Annotated in this window: 19 protein-coding genes; 15 read left to right on the forward strand and 4 right to left on the reverse strand. The window is 70.5% G+C overall.

The window, feature by feature from the left end; genetic code table 11:
- The first annotated feature begins 66 nt into the window (after window positions 1-66).
- The 5 genes from ACZ6ZT_RS16980 (at window position 67) to ccsB (ending at window position 5,621) form a co-directional block, all read left to right on the forward strand.
- The gene (locus ACZ6ZT_RS16980) at window positions 67-1,311 is read left to right on the forward strand and encodes a polysaccharide deacetylase family protein (RefSeq protein WP_469719947.1); all 1,245 of its coding nucleotides are present in this window, start codon (window positions 67-69) and stop codon (window positions 1,309-1,311) included.
- A 75-nt stretch (window positions 1,312-1,386) separates the two neighbouring features.
- The gene (locus tag ACZ6ZT_RS16985; RefSeq protein ID WP_469719948.1) at window positions 1,387-2,019 is read left to right on the forward strand and encodes a TlpA family protein disulfide reductase; all 633 of its coding nucleotides are present in this window, start codon (window positions 1,387-1,389) and stop codon (window positions 2,017-2,019) included.
- A gap of 4 nt (window positions 2,020-2,023) precedes the next feature.
- Window positions 2,024-2,797 carry a cytochrome c biogenesis CcdA family protein gene (locus ACZ6ZT_RS16990; protein WP_469719949.1) on the forward strand — a complete coding sequence of 258 codons (774 nt, stop codon included), beginning with the start codon at window positions 2,024-2,026 and terminating at the stop codon, window positions 2,795-2,797.
- Between the two features lie 14 nt (window positions 2,798-2,811).
- Window positions 2,812-4,542, forward strand: a complete 1,731-nt coding sequence (resB, locus tag ACZ6ZT_RS16995) for a cytochrome c biogenesis protein ResB (RefSeq protein WP_469719950.1) — start codon at window positions 2,812-2,814, stop codon at window positions 4,540-4,542.
- Window positions 4,539-5,621, forward strand: a complete 1,083-nt coding sequence (gene ccsB / locus ACZ6ZT_RS17000) for a c-type cytochrome biogenesis protein CcsB (RefSeq protein ID WP_469719951.1) — start codon at window positions 4,539-4,541, stop codon at window positions 5,619-5,621. Before resB ends, ccsB begins: the two co-directional genes overlap by 4 nt.
- Window positions 5,622-5,664: 43 nt before the next feature.
- On the opposite strand, the gene ACZ6ZT_RS17005 is transcribed toward ccsB, so the two are convergent.
- Both ACZ6ZT_RS17005 and ACZ6ZT_RS17010 read right to left on the reverse strand, forming a co-directional pair.
- Window positions 5,665-6,252 (reverse strand): hypothetical protein, encoded by a 588-nt coding sequence (locus ACZ6ZT_RS17005; RefSeq protein WP_469719952.1) that lies wholly within the window; start codon window positions 6,250-6,252, stop codon window positions 5,665-5,667.
- A 56-nt stretch (window positions 6,253-6,308) separates the two neighbouring features.
- A complete protein-coding gene (locus tag ACZ6ZT_RS17010) occupies window positions 6,309-6,635 on the reverse strand; it encodes a PLD nuclease N-terminal domain-containing protein (protein WP_469719953.1) in 327 nt (108 codons plus the stop codon).
- A gap of 90 nt (window positions 6,636-6,725) precedes the next feature.
- Between ACZ6ZT_RS17010 and ACZ6ZT_RS17015 the strand changes: the two genes are divergently transcribed.
- From ACZ6ZT_RS17015 to ACZ6ZT_RS17035, 5 genes are all read left to right on the forward strand, one after another.
- On the forward strand, window positions 6,726-8,183 hold the full coding sequence (locus tag ACZ6ZT_RS17015) for a menaquinone biosynthesis decarboxylase (RefSeq protein ID WP_469719954.1): 1,458 nt from the start codon (window positions 6,726-6,728) through the stop codon (window positions 8,181-8,183).
- Window positions 8,180-8,665 carry a hypothetical protein gene (locus ACZ6ZT_RS17020; RefSeq protein WP_469719955.1) on the forward strand — a complete coding sequence of 162 codons (486 nt, stop codon included), beginning with the start codon at window positions 8,180-8,182 and terminating at the stop codon, window positions 8,663-8,665. Before ACZ6ZT_RS17015 ends, ACZ6ZT_RS17020 begins: the two co-directional genes overlap by 4 nt.
- On the forward strand, window positions 8,662-9,585 hold the full coding sequence (mqnP, locus tag ACZ6ZT_RS17025) for a menaquinone biosynthesis prenyltransferase MqnP (RefSeq protein WP_469719956.1): 924 nt from the start codon (window positions 8,662-8,664) through the stop codon (window positions 9,583-9,585). Before ACZ6ZT_RS17020 ends, mqnP begins: the two co-directional genes overlap by 4 nt.
- A gap of 26 nt (window positions 9,586-9,611) precedes the next feature.
- The gene (locus ACZ6ZT_RS17030) at window positions 9,612-10,196 is read left to right on the forward strand and encodes a Uma2 family endonuclease (RefSeq protein WP_469719957.1); all 585 of its coding nucleotides are present in this window, start codon (window positions 9,612-9,614) and stop codon (window positions 10,194-10,196) included.
- 72 nt (window positions 10,197-10,268) lie between these two features.
- Window positions 10,269-10,952 (forward strand): UbiX family flavin prenyltransferase, encoded by a 684-nt coding sequence (locus ACZ6ZT_RS17035; protein WP_469719958.1) that lies wholly within the window; start codon window positions 10,269-10,271, stop codon window positions 10,950-10,952.
- On the opposite strand, the gene ACZ6ZT_RS17040 is transcribed toward ACZ6ZT_RS17035, so the two are convergent.
- A complete protein-coding gene (locus ACZ6ZT_RS17040) occupies window positions 10,949-11,083 on the reverse strand; it encodes a hypothetical protein (protein WP_279628676.1) in 135 nt (44 codons plus the stop codon). The two genes, ACZ6ZT_RS17035 and ACZ6ZT_RS17040, sit on opposite strands and share 4 nt — an antisense overlap.
- A gap of 121 nt (window positions 11,084-11,204) precedes the next feature.
- Here ACZ6ZT_RS17040 and ACZ6ZT_RS17045 point away from each other — a divergent pair, with 121 nt between their 5' ends.
- The 5 genes from ACZ6ZT_RS17045 (at window position 11,205) to ACZ6ZT_RS17065 (ending at window position 15,569) form a co-directional block, all read left to right on the forward strand.
- Entirely contained in the window at window positions 11,205-11,660 is a 456-nt protein-coding gene (locus ACZ6ZT_RS17045; RefSeq protein ID WP_351818016.1) for an Lrp/AsnC family transcriptional regulator, read from the forward strand.
- Window positions 11,661-11,714: 54 nt separating this feature from the next.
- On the forward strand, window positions 11,715-12,878 hold the full coding sequence (mqnE, locus tag ACZ6ZT_RS17050) for an aminofutalosine synthase MqnE (RefSeq protein ID WP_469719959.1): 1,164 nt from the start codon (window positions 11,715-11,717) through the stop codon (window positions 12,876-12,878).
- 10 nt (window positions 12,879-12,888) lie between these two features.
- Window positions 12,889-13,413, forward strand: coding sequence for a GNAT family N-acetyltransferase (locus ACZ6ZT_RS17055; RefSeq protein WP_469720160.1), 525 nt, complete (start codon window positions 12,889-12,891; stop codon window positions 13,411-13,413).
- Between the two features lie 121 nt (window positions 13,414-13,534).
- The gene (locus ACZ6ZT_RS17060) at window positions 13,535-13,804 is read left to right on the forward strand and encodes a DUF4229 domain-containing protein (RefSeq protein WP_469720161.1); all 270 of its coding nucleotides are present in this window, start codon (window positions 13,535-13,537) and stop codon (window positions 13,802-13,804) included.
- A 421-nt stretch (window positions 13,805-14,225) separates the two neighbouring features.
- Window positions 14,226-15,569, forward strand: coding sequence for a dicarboxylate/amino acid:cation symporter (locus ACZ6ZT_RS17065; protein WP_469719960.1), 1,344 nt, complete (start codon window positions 14,226-14,228; stop codon window positions 15,567-15,569).
- A gap of 88 nt (window positions 15,570-15,657) precedes the next feature.
- Here ACZ6ZT_RS17065 and ACZ6ZT_RS17070 read toward each other — a convergent pair whose 3' ends face one another.
- Window positions 15,658-16,344, reverse strand: a complete 687-nt coding sequence (locus ACZ6ZT_RS17070) for a DUF4232 domain-containing protein (RefSeq protein ID WP_469719961.1) — start codon at window positions 16,342-16,344, stop codon at window positions 15,658-15,660.
- Window positions 16,345-16,370: the final 26 nt, after the last annotated feature.

Genomic DNA, 16,370 nt, shown 5'->3' on the forward strand with positions numbered 1-16,370 from the left:
AAGTTGTGCGTCCGGGGCCGCGCCCGTGGGTCCACCTCGCTGGATTGTCCGTTTATATGATGCTTCATGAGCGATGCGCGCGACCTCAGTCGCAGGGGAGTGTTCGGACTCGGACTCGGGCTCGGTGCCGCCGCCGCGATGGGTCTCGCGGGGTGCAGTGCCGGTGGCGGCGGTTCCGGCTCCGGCCGGCCCGGTCCGATAGCCCACGGCGACGGCTCCGCGCCGCCCCCGGCCCGGCTGATCGGCGACGGATCGACCTCCGACACCGGACCGCAGCCGCACCAGCCGCCCCCGCCCGCGCCCCTGGAGCCCGGGCAGACCCCGCCGCAGTTCGTCGTCTTCAGCTGGGACGGCGCGGGGGAGGTCGGCAACGGCCTCTTCCCCCGCTTCCTCAAGCTCGCCAAGGACCACGGCGCGGCGATGACCTTCTTCCTCTCCGGGCTCTACCTCCTCCCGGAATCCCAGCGGGAGCTCTACCACCCGCCCAACAACCCGGTCGGCGCCTCCGACATCGGCTACCTGAAGGACGAGAACGTCCGCAACACCCTCCGGTACGTCCGCCAGGCCTGGCTCGACGGCCACGAGGTGGGCACCCACTTCAACGGCCACTTCTGCGGAGGTTCCGGTTCCGTCGCCCACTGGAGCGCCGCCGACTGGCAGTCGGAGATCGACCAGGCCGTGTCGTTCGTCACGCAGTGGCGCACCAACACCGGCTTCACCGACCTCGAACCGCTCCCCTTCGACTACCGCAAGGAGCTGACCGGCGCCCGCACCCCCTGCCTGCTGGGCCAGGAGAACCTGCTGCCGACCGCCGCCCGCCTCGGCTGGCGTTACGACGCCAGCTCGGCCGGCGGACTCCAGCAGTGGCCGGTGAAGCGGGAGGGCGTCTGGGACCTGCCGCTGCAGTCGCTGCCGTTCCCGGGGCACTCGTTCGAGGTGCTGAGCATGGACTACAACATCCTCGCCAACCAGTCGCAGAACACCACCCGGGGGGTGCCCGCCAACTACCCGGCCTGGCGCTCACAGGCCACCGCCACCTACCTCGGCGGTTTCCGCCGCGCCTACGAGACGAACCGGGCGCCCCTGTTCATCGGCAACCACTTCGAGGACTGGAACGGCGGCATCTACATGGACGCCGTCGAGGAGGCGCTCAAGGGCATGGCGGACAAAAAGGACGTACGCCTCGTATCCTTCCGGCAGTTCACCGACTGGCTGGACGTCCAGGACCAGAAGGTGCTGGCCAGGCTCCGGTCCCTGGCCCCCGGCGAGGCCCCGGCGGGCGGCTGGCCCGCGTACCTCTCGGCCGCCTGACCGGCCCGACCAGCGCCTTAACACCCCGCCGGGGGGTGCGGAAGATCCGCAAATCGCTCATGCGAAACTTTTCACATGAGCCTTAGCCGCGCCCCCCGACGCCGCCGCTCGACCAGCGGCCGCGCCACCCTGCTGACGGCGGTGACCCTCGCGAGCGCCCTGACCCTGTCGGCGTGCGGCGACGGGAACAGCGGCAGCAAAGCCTCCGGTTCCGCCGGCGGCTACGTGACCGGCCCCAACGGCATCTCCACCGTGGCCAAGGGCGACCGCACCGACGCCCCCAAGCTGGACGGCGAGACGGTCGACGGCAAGACCCTCGACACCACCACCCTCAAGGGCAAGGTCGTCGTCCTCAACGTGTGGGGCTCGTGGTGCCCGCCGTGCCGGGCCGAGGCCCCGTACTTCGCGAAGGTCTCCAAGGAACTGGCCGACGGCGGCAAGGACGTCGCCTTCGTCGGGCTCAACACGCGCGACACCAGCAAGCAGAACGCGGCCGGCTTCGAGGAGAACTTCGGGATCGGCTACCCGAGCCTCTTCGACCCCGACGGCAAGCTGATGCTCCGCTTCCCCAGGGGCACGCTCAACCCGCAGTCCATCCCCTCCACGATCGTCCTCGACAAGGAGGGCAAGATCGCCGCCCGCACCCTCGTCGCGGTCAACGAGGAGCAGCTGCGCTCGATGATCGACCCGCTCCTCGCGGAGAAGTGACCTCGTGGTCGAGCACCTCCTGGCCGCCGAGGCGACCGGCGTGAACACCACCGTGCTGAGTGGTGGGCTGCTGCTGGCCATGCCGATCGCGCTGCTCGCCGGACTCGTCTCCTTCTTCTCGCCCTGCGTGCTGCCGCTGGTCCCGGGCTACCTGTCCTACGTGACCGGCGTCGGCGGCGCCGACCTCGCCGAGGCGCGCCGCGGCCGGATGGTGGCGGGCGCGGGGCTGTTCATCCTCGGCTTCACGGCCGTATTCGTCTCGACGGGTGCGCTGTTCGGCTACTTCGGCGCCTCGCTCCAGGACAACAAGGAGATCATCTCCCGCGTCCTGGGCGGACTCGTGATCGTCATGGGCTTCTTCTTCATGGGCCTGATCCCCGGCCTGACGATGCGCGAGCTGCGCTTCCACAAGAAGCCGGCCGCGGGCCTGGTCGGCGCGCCCCTGCTCGGTGCGCTGTTCGGTGTCGGCTGGACCCCTTGCATGGGGCCGACGCTGGCCGCCGTCCAGACGCTCTCCATCGACCAGGCCAGCGCGGGCCGGGGCGCGCTGCTGACCGTCGTCTACTGCCTCGGCCTCGGCGTGCCGTTCGTCCTCGCCGCGATCGCCTTCCGCAAGGCGCTCGGTGCTTTCGGCTGGGTGAAGAAGCACTATGCGTGGGTGATGCGCATCGGCGGCGGCATGCTGATCCTTACCGGCCTGCTGCTCGTCACAGGAATGTGGGCCAGCATCGTCACCGACATGCAGAGCTGGACCGACGGCTTCACGGTCGGGATCTGAGGGACTACACGCACATGAGTACGACCGACAAGGCGCCCACCGAGGCGCCGTACGAGCCCGACTCCACGGACGCGGCGGCCGGCGCGCACCTGTCCACCGCTCCGGTGGAGGACTCGCCCACCGCCCCCGTCGGCATCGGGGTGATCGGCTGGGCGCGCTGGTTCTGGCGGCAGCTCACCTCCATGCGGGTGGCGCTGATCCTCCTCTTCCTGCTCTCCCTGGGCTCCATCCCCGGCTCCCTCATCCCGCAGACCCAGGTCGACGCGATGAAGGTCGCGGACTGGAAGAAAACCCACGAGTTCTGGGTCCCGGCCGCCGAGAAGCTCCAGCTCTTCGACGTCTACAGCTCGGTGTGGTTCTCCGCGATCTACATCCTGCTGTTCGTGTCGCTGATCGGCTGCATCGTCCCGCGCACCTGGCAGTTCGTCGGCCAGCTCACCGGCCGCCCGCCGGGTGCGCCCCGCCGCCTGGACCGGCTGCCGGCGTACACGACGTGGCGTACGGAGCAGGCCCCGGACGAGGTGCTCGCCTCGGCGCGGACGCTGCTGCGCGGGCGCCGTTTCCGTACGGAGGCGGCCGGCCACGCGGTGGCCGCCGAGAAGGGCTACCTGCGCGAGGCCGGGAACCTGATCTTCCACATCGCCCTGATCGTGATGCTGGTGGCCTTCGCGGCCGGGCAGCTCTTCAAGTCCGAGGGCGGCAAGCTCGTCCTGCGCGGCAAGGGCTTCTCCAACACGCTCACCCAGTACGACGACTTCAAGTACGGCAGCCTCTTCTCGGCGGACGATCTGCCGCCGTTCTCGTTCACGCTGGACAAGTTCGACGCGACGTACGAGAAGAACGGCCCGCAGAAGGGCACCGCGCGCGACTTCAAGGCGTACGTGACCTACAGCGAGGGCGCCGAGGGCGCGCCGCGCAAGGCCGAGATCGAGGTCAACAAGCCGCTGGAGATCGACGGCTCGAAGATCTTCCTGCTGGGCCACGGCTACGCGCCGGTCATCTCGGTGACCGACCCGGCCGGCAAGGTGATCTTCAAGGACGCCGTGCCGATGCTGCCCTTCGACGCGAACCTCAGCTCTTCCGGCGCGGTCAAGGTCCCGGACGGCTACCGCAACAAGAACGGCGACAAGGAACAGCTCGGCTTCAACGCCATGTTCGTGCCGACCTTCGCGGGCGAGGGCAAGGGCACGATGCTCTCGCAGTTCCCGGCGCTGGACTTCCCCGTCCTCGCGCTCAGCGCCTACCACGGCAGCCTGGGCGTGGACTCGGGCCTGCCGCAGAACGTGTACCAGCTGAACACCTCCAAGCTGAAGGAGTTCAAGGACGCCGACGGGCAGCTGTTCAAGAAGCGGCTGCTGCCCGGCGAGGCGATGGAGCTGCCCGGCGGTGAGGGGACCGTCAAGTTCGAGGGCGTCGAGCGCTGGGCGACCTTCTCGGTCACCCGCCAGCCCGCCAGCGGGCTGGCCCTCGCCGGTGCGATGGCCGCCATCGGCGGCCTGGCCGCGTCCCTGTTCATCCAGCGCCGCCGCGTCTGGGTCCGCGCGGTGCGCGGCGAGGACGGCGTGACCGTCGTCGAGATGGCGGGGCTGGGCCGCAGTGAGTCCGCGAAGCTGCCGGAGGAGCTGTCGGCGCTCTCGGCCGCCCTGTTCGAGCGGGCGCCCGACACGCCCGACGCCGTACCCGTACCCGAATCCGTCCCCGATTCCGCAGACGAAGACGAAGCCCACGAAGGAGAGCGCGCATGACGCTGCTCGCGGCCGCGACCAACGAGAGCCTGGCTGATCTCAGCAACAAGCTGGTGTACGCGTCGATGGCGGTCTACACGCTCGCCTTCTTCGCGCACATCACCGAATGGGTCTTCGGCAGCCGCAGCAAGGTGGGCCGTACGGCCGCCGCGCTGACGGCGGCCCGGGCCGGCGCGGCGCCCGCCGTGCGGGTGCGGACCAAGGGCGGCGGCACGGCCGTCCTGGACAAGCCGCAGGTCGTCACCCGTTCCGCCACGGGCACCCGGGACGTCCCGGACGGTCCGGGTGCCGCGGGCGGCACCGAGAAGGGCGACCTGTACGGGCGGATCGCGGTCTCGCTGACCGTCCTCGGCTTCCTCATCGAGGCGGCGGGCGTGGTCGCGCGCGCGATGTCGGTGCAGCGGGCCCCCTGGGGCAACATGTACGAGTTCTCGGTGACCTTCTCCACGGTCGCGGTCGGCGCTTACCTGGCGCTGCTGGCGCTGAAGAAGAACGTCCGCTGGCTCGGCCTGATCCTGGTCACGACCGTCCTGCTGGACCTCGGCATCGCCACCACCTGGCTCTACACCGCCAGTGACCAGCTGGTCCCGGCGCTGCACTCGTACTGGCTGTGGATCCACGTCTCGACCGCCATCTTCTGCGGCGCGGTCTTCTACATCGGCGGGGCGGGCGCGGTGCTCTACCTGTTCCGCGACAGCTACGAGGCCCACCTGGAGGCCGGCCGCACCCCGGGCCGCTTCCGCACCTCGGTGATGGAGCGGCTGCCCTCGGCGGCCTCGCTCGACAAGTTCTCGTACCGCATCAACGCGGCGGTGTTCCCGCTGTGGACGTTCACCATCGTCGCGGGCGCGATCTGGGCGGGCGACGCCTGGGGCCGCTACTGGGGCTGGGACCCCAAGGAGGTCTGGTCGTTCGTGACGTGGGTGGCGTACGCCTGCTACCTGCACGCGCGGGCCACGGCGGGCTGGAAGGGGCGCAAGGCCGCGTACCTGGCGCTGTTCGCCTTCGCCTGCTGGATCTGGAACTACTACGGCGTCAACATCCTGCTCACCGGCAAGCACTCGTACGCGGGCGTCTGACCGTACGGCGGCCTCCGCCTTCCGGCCCCGGCCGGTGCGCGGCCTACGCGTCCTTCTCCAGGACGTAGGCGGCGCGCCGGCCGGGGCCGTCGGCGTTGTCGAGGAAGAAGTACAGCTCCAGCGACCTGCGGGCGTCGCGGCGCAGTTCGAAGGTCCAGGAGTAGCGGCCGGGCGCCTCGGTGACGGTGCCGGCACGGGTGGCGGTGCCGGTCGCGGCGGGCAGGACCAGGCGCAGGTGCTGGCCGAGGTTGCGGCCCGCGCCGCGGTCGTCGGTGAGCCGCCAGCGGGCGGGGCCGGTGAGCCGCCAGCCGGCGGCGTAGTCGCGCTCCTGACCGTCGAGGAGGGTGACGGAGGCGCTGCCGTCGGCGCGGAAGACGACCTCGGTGCCGTCGACGCAGCGCCAGGTGCCGACGATCTCGCCGAGGTCGGCGTCGTAGACGGCGGGGACGGGGGGAGCGGCGTGGTGGCGCGGGCTGCCGCCGGTCATGGCGAGCAGGGCGCAGGCGAGCACTCCGTAGGCGAGGAGGTTGCGCAGGATCGTGTCGACGATCCGCGGGCCGCCCCGCGCGGGGGGCCGTGACCGTACCCGTGCTCGCGACCGCGCCCGCGACCGGGCCCATGACATCGGCATGGGCACATTCTGTCAGCCGACTTGAACGTGTTCAATCAACTTTGCGTCATATCCTGTCAGTCCTTGTCCTTCTCGTCCTTCTTCTCGTCCCTCTTCTCGCGCCGCTCCCGCTCGTCCCGCTCCTCGCGCAGGGACTTCAGGAACTCCGGGTTGTCGTCCGGCGCGACCCACTGGGCGCGTCCGGGGCGGCCGCCGCCGACGCCGGAGCGCTTCTTGCCCGCGAACAGCCACACCACCGGTCCGACGATCGAGAACAGCAGGATGATGATCACCCACACCACCTTGGGGAGGTGCTTGACCTCCTCCTCCGGGGTGTTCAGGCAGTCGATGAAGGTGTAGATGGTCAGCGCGATGATCAGCAGGAACGGCAGATAGCGCAACACGGTGTGGGACCGACTCCCGGGCAGTGGCGGCGGGCCCGCGCGGGGCCCCGGTGACGTCCCCAGGGTAGTTGGTGACGGATACTGGGCCCCATGGCTTACGACGATCTCCGCTCGCTGCTCCGGGCTCTGGAGCGGGAGGGCGACCTCAAGCGCATCAAGGCCGAAGTCGACCCGTACCTGGAGGTCGGGGAGATCGTCGACAGAGTGAACAAGGCGGGCGGCCCGGCCCTGCTCTTCGAGAACGTCAAGGGCTCGGCGATGCCGCTCGCCATGAACGTCTTCGGGACCGACCGCCGCCTCCTGAAGGCCCTCGGCCTGAAGTCGTACGGCGAGATCAGCGAGAAGATCGGCGGCCTGCTGAAGCCCGAGCTGCCGCAGGGCTTCATCGGCGTCCGCGAGGCCTTCGGCAAGCTCGGCTCGATGGTGCACGTTCCGCCGAAGAAGGTGAAGGGCGAGTCCGCGCCCGTCCAGGAGGTCGTCCTCACCGGCGACGACGTGGACCTGGACCAGCTGCCGGCCCTCTTCACCTGGCCCAAGGACGGCGGCGACTTCTTCAACCTCGGCCTCACGCACACCAAGCACCCCGAGACGGGCGTGCGCAACCTCGGCCTCTACCGCCTCCAGCGCCACGACCGGCGCACCATCGGCATGCACTGGCAGATCCACAAGGACAGCCGCAACCACTACGCCGTCGCCGCCGCGCGCGGCGAGCGGCTGCCGGTCGCCATCGCCTTCGGCTGCCCGCCCGTCGTGACGTACGCCTCCACCGCGCCGCTGCCGGGCGACATCGACGAGTACCTCTTCGCCGGGTTCGTCGCGGGCAAGCGCATCGAGATGGTCGACTGCAAGACGGTCCCGCTCCAGGTCCCGGCCCAGGCCGAAGTCGTCATCGAGGGCTGGCTGGAGCCCGGGGAGATGCTCCCCGAGGGCCCCTTCGGCGACCACACCGGCTTCTACACCCCGCAGGAACCCTTCCCCGCGCTGAAGATCGACTGCGTGACGATGCGCAGGCGTCCGCTGCTCCAGTCCATCGTCGTCGGCCGTCCGCCGACCGAGGACGGACCGCTGGGCCGCGCGACGGAACGCTTCTTCCTGCCGCTGCTGAAGATCATCGTTCCGGACATCGTGGACTACCACCTGCCCGAGTCGGGCGGCTTCCACAACTGCGCGATCGTCTCGATCGACAAGAAGTACCCCAAGCACGCGCAGAAGGTCATGCACGCGATCTGGGGCGCCCACATGATGTCGCTGACCAAGCTGATCATCGTGGTGGACAAGGACTGCGACGTCCACGACCTGCACGAGGTCTCCTGGCGGGCCCTCGGCAACACCGACTACTCCCGTGACCTCACCGTCGTCGAGGGGCCGGTGGACCATCTGGACCACGCCTCGTACCAGCAGTTCTGGGGCGGCAAGGCCGGGATCGACGCCACGCGGAAACTGCCGGAGGAGGGTTACACGCGCGACGGCGGCTGGCCCGACATGGTGGAGTCCGATCCCGCGACGGCGGCCCTCGTGGACCGCCGATGGAAGGAGTACGGCCTGTGAGCCCCATCGACGTCGGCGGTCCCGCCCTCTTCATCGGCAGCGACACCCCCTGCGTCGCGCTGGTGCGCCCCGGGATCGACCCGGCCCAGCCGGCGGTCCGCGAGGCCGCCGAGCGCGCCGGGGTCAGCCCCGAGGAATTCGCCGGCCCGTCGGACCTGTGGCAGCTGATCGCCGACCGCACCGACGGCGAGGGCCGCGAGATCGCCCTGAGCGACCTCTCCGACGCCGACGCGGGCGCGTTCGCCGACCGGCTGCTGGCCGCGCTCGACGATCCGGACGCCGAGTTCACCGAGGTGCTCACCGTCGCCGCGCACGACGTGCTGCGCCTGGAGGGCCGCCCGGCCGGCGAGGGCTTCGCCTTCCTGGCCAGCGTCGTCCCGCCGCCCTCCGAGGGAACGCCCCTGCTGGAGGTGGAGATCGGCCCCTCGTCCGTCTCCGACCTGCGCGCCGAGATCGAACAGTTCCGGAGGTCCCTCGGATGACATCGGCTGCCGAGGGCGTCCTCGGGCCCGGCCCCGCGCCCCGGGCCAGCGGCAAGGTCAAGGCCTTCCTGCGGCTCGTGATGATCGAGCACTCGGTCTTCGCGCTGCCCTTCGCCTACATCGCGGCCTTCACCGCCATGTACCGGCTGGACGGGCGCGTGCACTGGCGCGAGCTGCTGCTGGTCACCGTGTGCATGGTGGGCCTGCGGACCTTCGCGATGGCCGCCAACCGGATCATCGACCGCGAGATAGACGCCCGCAACCCGCGCACCGCGGGGCGCGAACTGGTCACCGGCGCCGTGTCCGTACGCTCCGCGTGGACCGGGGCCGGGGTCGCGCTGGCCGTCTTCCTCGGGTCGGCCGCGCTGCTGAACCCGCTCTGCCTGGCGCTCGCGCCCGTCGCCGTCATCCCGATGGTGGTGTACCCGTACGGCAAGCGCTTCACGAACTTCCCGCACGCCATCCTGGGCCTGGCCCAGGCGATGGGGCCGGTCGGCGCCTGGCTCGCCGTGACCGGCGCGTGGTCCTGGCAGCCCGTCGTGCTCGGCCTCGCCGTCGGCGTGTGGATCGGCGGCTTCGACCTGATCTTCGCCTGCCAGGACGTGGCCGCCGACCGGGCGGACGGCGTCAGGTCCGTCCCGGCCCGCTTCGGCGTGCCGGCCGCCCTGTGGGGGGCGCGCGGCGCGCACGTCGTCACCACCGGCCTGCTGGCCTGGTACGCCGTCGCCACGGACGCGGGCCCGCTGTTCTGGTGCGGCCTGGTGATCGTGGCCGCCGCCTTCTGCTACGAGCACACCATCGTGAAGCCGCACGACCTGTCCCGCCTGAACCGGGCCTTCTTCACGGTCAACGGCTTCATCGGGATCGCCCTGTTCGTGTGCGCTCTCGCCGACCTCGTGGCGCGGGGTCTGACGGTCTGAGTAGCGTGCGGCCTACCATCGAGTGCATGGACAGGGAGGCCGACGTGACCGTCTCGGAGAGCGACCGCCTGCACTCGCAGCTCAGCCGGTTCGAGGACATGTTCCCCGGCTACCGGATGGAGATCGTCGAGGGCGCCATCATGATGAGTCCGCTGAAGCCGCACCACAACGCCACCGTCTACGCGTTGTGGACTGCGCTGAGGTCCCAGCTGCCCGACCAATGGGGCTTTCTCAGTGACGTCGCCGTCCCCTTCGACGGGGACAACGAGTTCTGTCCCGACCTGGCGGTGATCCCGGCGGCCGAGGTCGCCAAGAACCTCAGCGCCTACGCCCCCGACCTCATCGAGCTGGCCGTCGAGGTCGTGTCCCCCAGCAGTGTCCGCAACGACTACGAGGTCAAGGACCGGGCCTACGCCCGGCGGGGAATTCCGCACTACCTGATCTTCGACCCCTACAAGGCCCACTGCGTGACCCTCTGGAACCCCGGACCGGACGGCTACCGCGGCCGGGACACGATCCCGTACGGGGAGACCCTCACGGTGGAGACGGGCCTCGGCAAGCTGGTGGTGGACACCTCGGCCCTGCCGGTGGACCCCTCCGTCGCGGGCTGACGGCGCGGCTCCGGTCCACGTCGGGGGACCTTACCGGCGGCCCGTGCCGTGTGGCCGGATAGTCTCGGAGGTATGACTGAGCGCAAGCGCACCCCGTGGGTGGTCGGGGTTTCCGGAGCGTCCGGGACGCCGTACGCGGCGGCGGTGGTCCGCGGGCTGCTGGCGGCGGGCGAGGGCGTGGACCTGGTCGTCAGCCGCGCCTCGCGGCTGACCCTGCTGGACGAGACGGGGATCGCCTTCCGGGACGCGCACTGGCGGGAGGACCTCGCCGAGTGGCTGGGCCGGGGGGCCGACGGGAAGCCGGGGGCCTTCGCGGTGCCCGCGCTGGACGACGTACGGTACTGGCCCGCGGGGGACCTGGCGGCCGGGCCGAGCTCGGGCTCGTACCCCGTCAAGGGGATGCTGATCGTCCCGGCCTCTACGGCGTGCGTGGCCGGTGTGGCGCTGGGGCTTTCGAAGGACCTGCTCCAGCGCGTCGCGAGCGTGACGCTCAAGGAGCGGCGCCGGCTGGTGGTCGCGGTGCGGGAGACCCCGCTGAACGGTCAGACGCTGAAACAGCTGGTGGCGCTGGACGAGGCGGGCGCGATCGTGCTGCCCGCCTCTCCGGCGTTCTACGCGGGCGCGACGCACATCCAGGATCTGGTGGACTTCGTCGCGGGCCGGGTGCTGGACGCGGCAGGGGTGCCGCATCGGCTGTACCGCCGGTGGGAGGGGGAGCTTGGCAGCGCCCGCCCCCCTGGCCGGTCCGGTGACTAGCGCTTCTTGGCGCCGCGCGGCTTGCGGGTCTTGTCGACGCGGTGCGCGGCGGACGGCTGGTCGGTGCGGGATCGGTTGGCCAGCTCCTGGAGCTGTCGCATGTGCGCGTAGGCCATCTCGATCGTGTACACGGTGAACCACTCCTGAAGATCGTCATTGATCTGTTGAAAGATTCACAGGGTGTTGACCCTGTGTGCCTTAGATTCTATACCTAAACTTGCAGGATCGCCGAATAATGGAAGGCTCCACGTAATGGACACGGTGGACAGGCAGCTCATCCAGGCACTTCGTGAGAACGGTCGTGCCTCGTACGCGGAGCTGGGCCGTCTCGTGGGCCTCTCCGGCCCCAGCGTCACCGACCGCATCAACCGCCTGGAGACGGCGGGCGTGATCACGGGCTACCGCGCGACGGTGGACTCCGCCTCGCTCGGCCTCGGCGTCACCGCGCTGATCGGCATCTCCCTCTCCGACGCGGCCGACCACGAGGACGTGGCCCGCCGGCTGCGCGACCTCGCCGAGATCGAGGACTGCTGGTTCATCGCCGGCGACGACTCCTTCATGCTGAAGGTCCGCGCCAGCGACGTCGACGGCCTGGAGAAGATCATCCGCCGCCTCTCCGGCACCAAGGGCGTCTCGCGCACCCGTACCACGATCGTGCTCTCCACGAAGTGGGAGAACCGGGTCGGGGAGCTGCCCGAAGAGGGCTGAGAGTACGGTGGGTGGCGGTTGCACGCAGGACGGACACATAGAGGAGACACCGGCATGGACGCTGGGCTCAAGCGCGAGCTGGAGGAGAAGGTCCGCTCCGGCGAGCGGCTGACGCGGGAGGACGGCATCGCCCTCTACGAGTCGGACGACCTGGCCTGGCTGGGCGGCCTCGCCCACGAGGTGCGCACGCGCAAGAACGGCGACGTCGTCCACTTCAACGTCAACCGCCACCTCAACATGACGAACGTGTGCACCGCCTCCTGCGCGTACTGCTCGTTCCAGCGCAAGCCGGGCGAGAAGGACGCGTACACGATGCGCATCGAGGAAGCCGTCCGCCTGGCCAAGGCCATGGAGAACGAGAACCTCACCGAGCTGCACATCGTCAACGGCCTGCACCCCACCCTGCCGTGGCGGTACTACCCGCGCTCCCTGTCCGCCCTCAAGGAGGCGCTGCCGAACGTCTCGCTGAAGGCGTTCACGGCCACCGAGATCCACCACTTCGAGACCATCTCCGGCCTCTCGGCCTCCGAGATCCTCGACGAGCTGATCGAGGCCGGCCTGGAGTCGCTCACCGGCGGCGGCGCGGAGATCTTCGACTGGGAGGTCCGCCAGCACATCGTGGACCACCGCACGCACTGGGAAGACTGGTCGCGCATCCACCGCCTCGCGCACGAGAAGGGCCTCAAGACCCCTTCCACGATGCTGTACGGGCACATCGAGGAGCCGCGCCACCGCGTGGACCACGTACTGCGGCTGCGCGAGCTCCAGGACGAGACCGGCGGCTTCCAGGTCTTCATCCCGCTGCGCTACCAGCACGACTTCGTGGACATGCAGGACGGCAAGGTCCGCAACAAGCTCCAGGCGCGCACCACCATGGCGACGGGCGCGGAGGCCCTGAAGACCTTCGCGGTCTCGCGCCTCCTCTTCGACAACGTGCCGCACGTCAAGGTCTTCTGGGTGATGCACGGCGTGCAGACCGCCCAGCTCGCGCTCCAGCACGGCGCGGACGACATGGACGGCTCGGTCGTCGAGTACAAGATCACGCACGACGCGGACAACTACGGCACCCCGAACAAGCTGGGCCGCGAGGACCTGCTGGAGCTGATCCGCGAGGCCGGCTTCCGCCCGGTCGAGCGCAACACGCGGTACGAGATCATCCGCGAGTACCCCGGCCCCGAGGCGGACCTGCGCGAGACGCCGCAGGCGATGCGCGTCTGAGGCCGTGACGATGCCCCTGGCCTTCACCTTCGACCCGGTGGTCGACCCCGCCCTGCGCGACGGCCTCGCGGACCTGTGGACCGAGGTCTCCAACGCGGGCGGGGCGGTCGGGTTCGTCCCGCCCGTCACCCGCGACGACATCCGGCCCGAGCTGGTCAAGCACCTCGTCGCGCTGGCCGAAGGCCGGCACCGGCTGCTGGTCGGGCACGACGGGCGGGGCCGGGTCGCCGCCGCCGCCTTCCTCGCCCTCAACACGCACCGGTTGCAGACGCACTGGGTCTGGGCGTACACCGTCATGGTCGCCCCCGCCCTCCAGGGCAGGGGCGCCGGCCGGGAACTGATGGCCGCCCTCGCCGACGCGGCGCGCTCGCTGGAGGGCGTCGAGGCCGTCCGGCTGTCCTGCCGGGGCGGCCTCGGGCTGGAGCACTTCTACGCGGCGTGCGGCTACAAGGAGGTCGGCCGGGTGCCCGACGCCATCCGCGTGGCCCCCGGCGACGACCGCGACGACATCACGATGCTGCTGCCGCTGCACTGACCCCGGCGGGCCGCGGCCGGGGTCCGGCGTGCTTCACTGGACGGGCACGTGCCGACGTAACGACGAGAGAGAAGGGGTCACCGTGTCCCTCAAGCCGAGCGCGACGATCCGCTACACCGCGATGCGCCTGGGCATCTTCGTCGGATGCCTGGTGCTGGTGGCCCTGCTGGTCAAGCTGGGTGCCGTACCCGCCGGGCTGGGCGACGCCAATCCCGCCTGGATCGTGCTGCTGGCCCTGGTGCTCTCCGCCCCGCTCTCCTTCGTCCTGCTGCGCAAGCAGCGTGACGAGATGTCCGCGCAGATCTCCGGCCGCGTCGCGGGTGCGAAGGAGAAGCTCGCCGCGAACCGCAGCCAGGAGGACGCGGCGGACGACGCCGCGCGCGTGAGCTGACCGGAGTTAATTCTTCCGGTTACCTTCCTCACACGTACGCTCCGCACGACGCACCCCGCACGACGCACCGCCCCGGCGCCGGGAACACCACCCGCCACGCCGGGGCTTCGGCGTTCCCGGGGGCGTCTCATGGCGCTGTCGCACGGTGCACATCAAAGAACGCCTTTGGGCTTCTCAAAGGACAAGTGTTAGCGTGTTCAACATGTCGACCCCAGCCGCGCCTCAGATGACCACGAGCGTCCCGCTCGTGGCGCGCCTGCACGTCGACCTCTGCCGCCGCGTGTCCGCGGCCTGTTGCTGTTGAGCTGAACCGCCCCAGCAGCGGCCCCCGGCCGGCCCGGCCCCTTTTCCGGCTGTCGCCGCACCGCACCCCGCCGCCCCGCAGAAACCTTCCGCCGTACGTCGTGCGTCCCCCCGGAGAGTGTCCGTGTCCGCGTCCCCCCAGGCCCAGGCTCCCGCCAAGGCCTCGTTCAAGTTCCCGTTCTGGGCCCAGATAGTCGCCGGCCTCGCGCTCGGCGTCCTGTTCGGCTGGCTCGCCCGCAGCCAGGACATCAGCTGGCTCAAGACCACGCTGGAGCAGGTCGGCGACATCTTCATCCAGCTGCTGAAGCTGGCCGTCGCGCCCCTCGTCTTCTTCGCGATCCTGGTGTCCATCACCAACCTGCGCAAGGTGAACAACGCGGCGCGCCTCGCCACGCGCACGCTGCTCTGGTTCATGATCACCTCGCTGATCGCGGTGGCCATCGGCCTCGCCCTCGGCCTGCTGACCAACCCGGGCGCCGGCACCGGCCTCACCCCGGCCGACGGCAAGGAGCCCAAGCGGCACGGCTCCTGGATCGACTTCCTGACCGGCATCGTGCCGAAGGACATCATCACGCCGTTCACCGAGCTGAACGTCCTGCAGATCGTCTTCCTCGCCGCCGTCGCGGGCATCGCCGCCCTCCAGCTCGGCAGCAAGGCCCAGCCCGTCCTGAACATCGCCGAGTCGGTCCTGGAACTCCTCCAGAAGGCCCTGTGGTGGGTCATCCGCCTCGCCCCGATCGGCACCGTCGGCCTCATCGGCACCGCCATCGCCAGCTACGGCTGGGACCTGATCGGCAAGTACGCCACCTTCACCGCCGACATCTACATCGGCTGCGCGCTCGTGATGTTCGGCGTGTACCCGCTGCTGCTCGCCACGGTCGCCAAGGTCAACCCGGTCCAGTTCTTCAAGGGCGCCTGGCCCGCGATCCAGCTGGCCTTCGTCTCCCGCTCCTCGGTCGGCACCATGCCGGTCACCCAGAAGGTCACCGAGCGCCTCGGCGTCCCGAAGGAGTACGCCTCCTTCGCCGTCCCGTTCGGCGCCACCACCAAGATGGACGGCTGCGCCGCGATCTACCCGGCGCTCGCCGCGATCTTCATCGCCAACATCTTCGACGTGCAGCTGGGCATCAAGGAGTACCTGCTCATCGCGTTCGTCTCGGTCGTCGGCTCCGCCGCCACGGCCGGCCTCACCGGCGCGACCGTGATGCTGACCCTGACCCTCTCCACGCTGGGCCTGCCGCTGGCCGGTGTCGGCCTGCTGATGGCGATCGACCCGATCCTGGACATGATGCGGACCGCCACCAACGTGGCCGGCCAGGCCGTCGTCCCGGTCCTCGTCGCCGCCCGTGAGGGGATCCTCGACAAGGAGGCGTACGCCGCCGCCTCGTCCTCCCCGCTCGACGGGCCGGCCGACACCGAGCCGGCCGGCGCCGAGCCGGCGAAGGTTCCCGTCGCCGCCTGACGCGCCCGCACCCACCGCGGCCCCCGCCCCCGTCCGGGCGGGGGCCGCGGTGCGTTGCGGCGGGGCCTGTTCAGGGGTGCGGCTGCGCTCAGGAGGCGCCGCCCTGACCGGCGCTGCCGATCGGGCCGACCTTCACCGCGGAGCCGGAGCCGCCCTCCGTGACGGGCAGGGTGGCGGCGCCGGGCCAGGCGAGGGAGACCGGCTTGGTCTCGCCGGGCGGGGTCACCACCAGACCCGTGACGCGGACGCCGGAGCCGCCCGACGTGTTGAGCGGGTAGGTGACGCCGAAGGACACCGACGCCCCCTTCTTGAGGGTGGAGGTGTCGGCCCCCTGGCCGGTGCGCTGGGCGGACAGCGAGCCCGCGTTGGTCTTCAGGTCGACGCCCGCGAATCCGGAGAGCGTGCAGTCGTGGCTGCCGTGGTTCTTCAGCGTCACGGCGACCGTGCCGTCGGTGTCGCCGCCGATGGTGCTGTCCATGGCGGTGACCGTCAGGTCGTCGGTCCGGCACTTGTCGGTCTTGCCGCTGCTGTTGCCGCCGCTGTTGTCGGTGGAGCCGGTCCCGGCGGCCGCGCCCTTGCCGCCGGTGGCCGGCGCGCCCGGGGCCGTGCCGCCGCTCGCGGCCGAACCGGTTGCCGAGGGCTGGGAGCTGGGCGCGGAGGGAGGCGATGCCGGGTCGTTCCGTCCCGTGCTGCCGTCGTCGCCGTTCTGGCAGGCCGTGAGCGAGAGGCTCGCGGCGACGGCCAGGGCGGCGAGGGTCAGCTTGTGAACGCGCATCGTTTCTTCCTCAGGATCGATCGGGT

It is taken from the genome of Streptomyces sp. NPDC102258 (genome assembly GCF_055584685.1).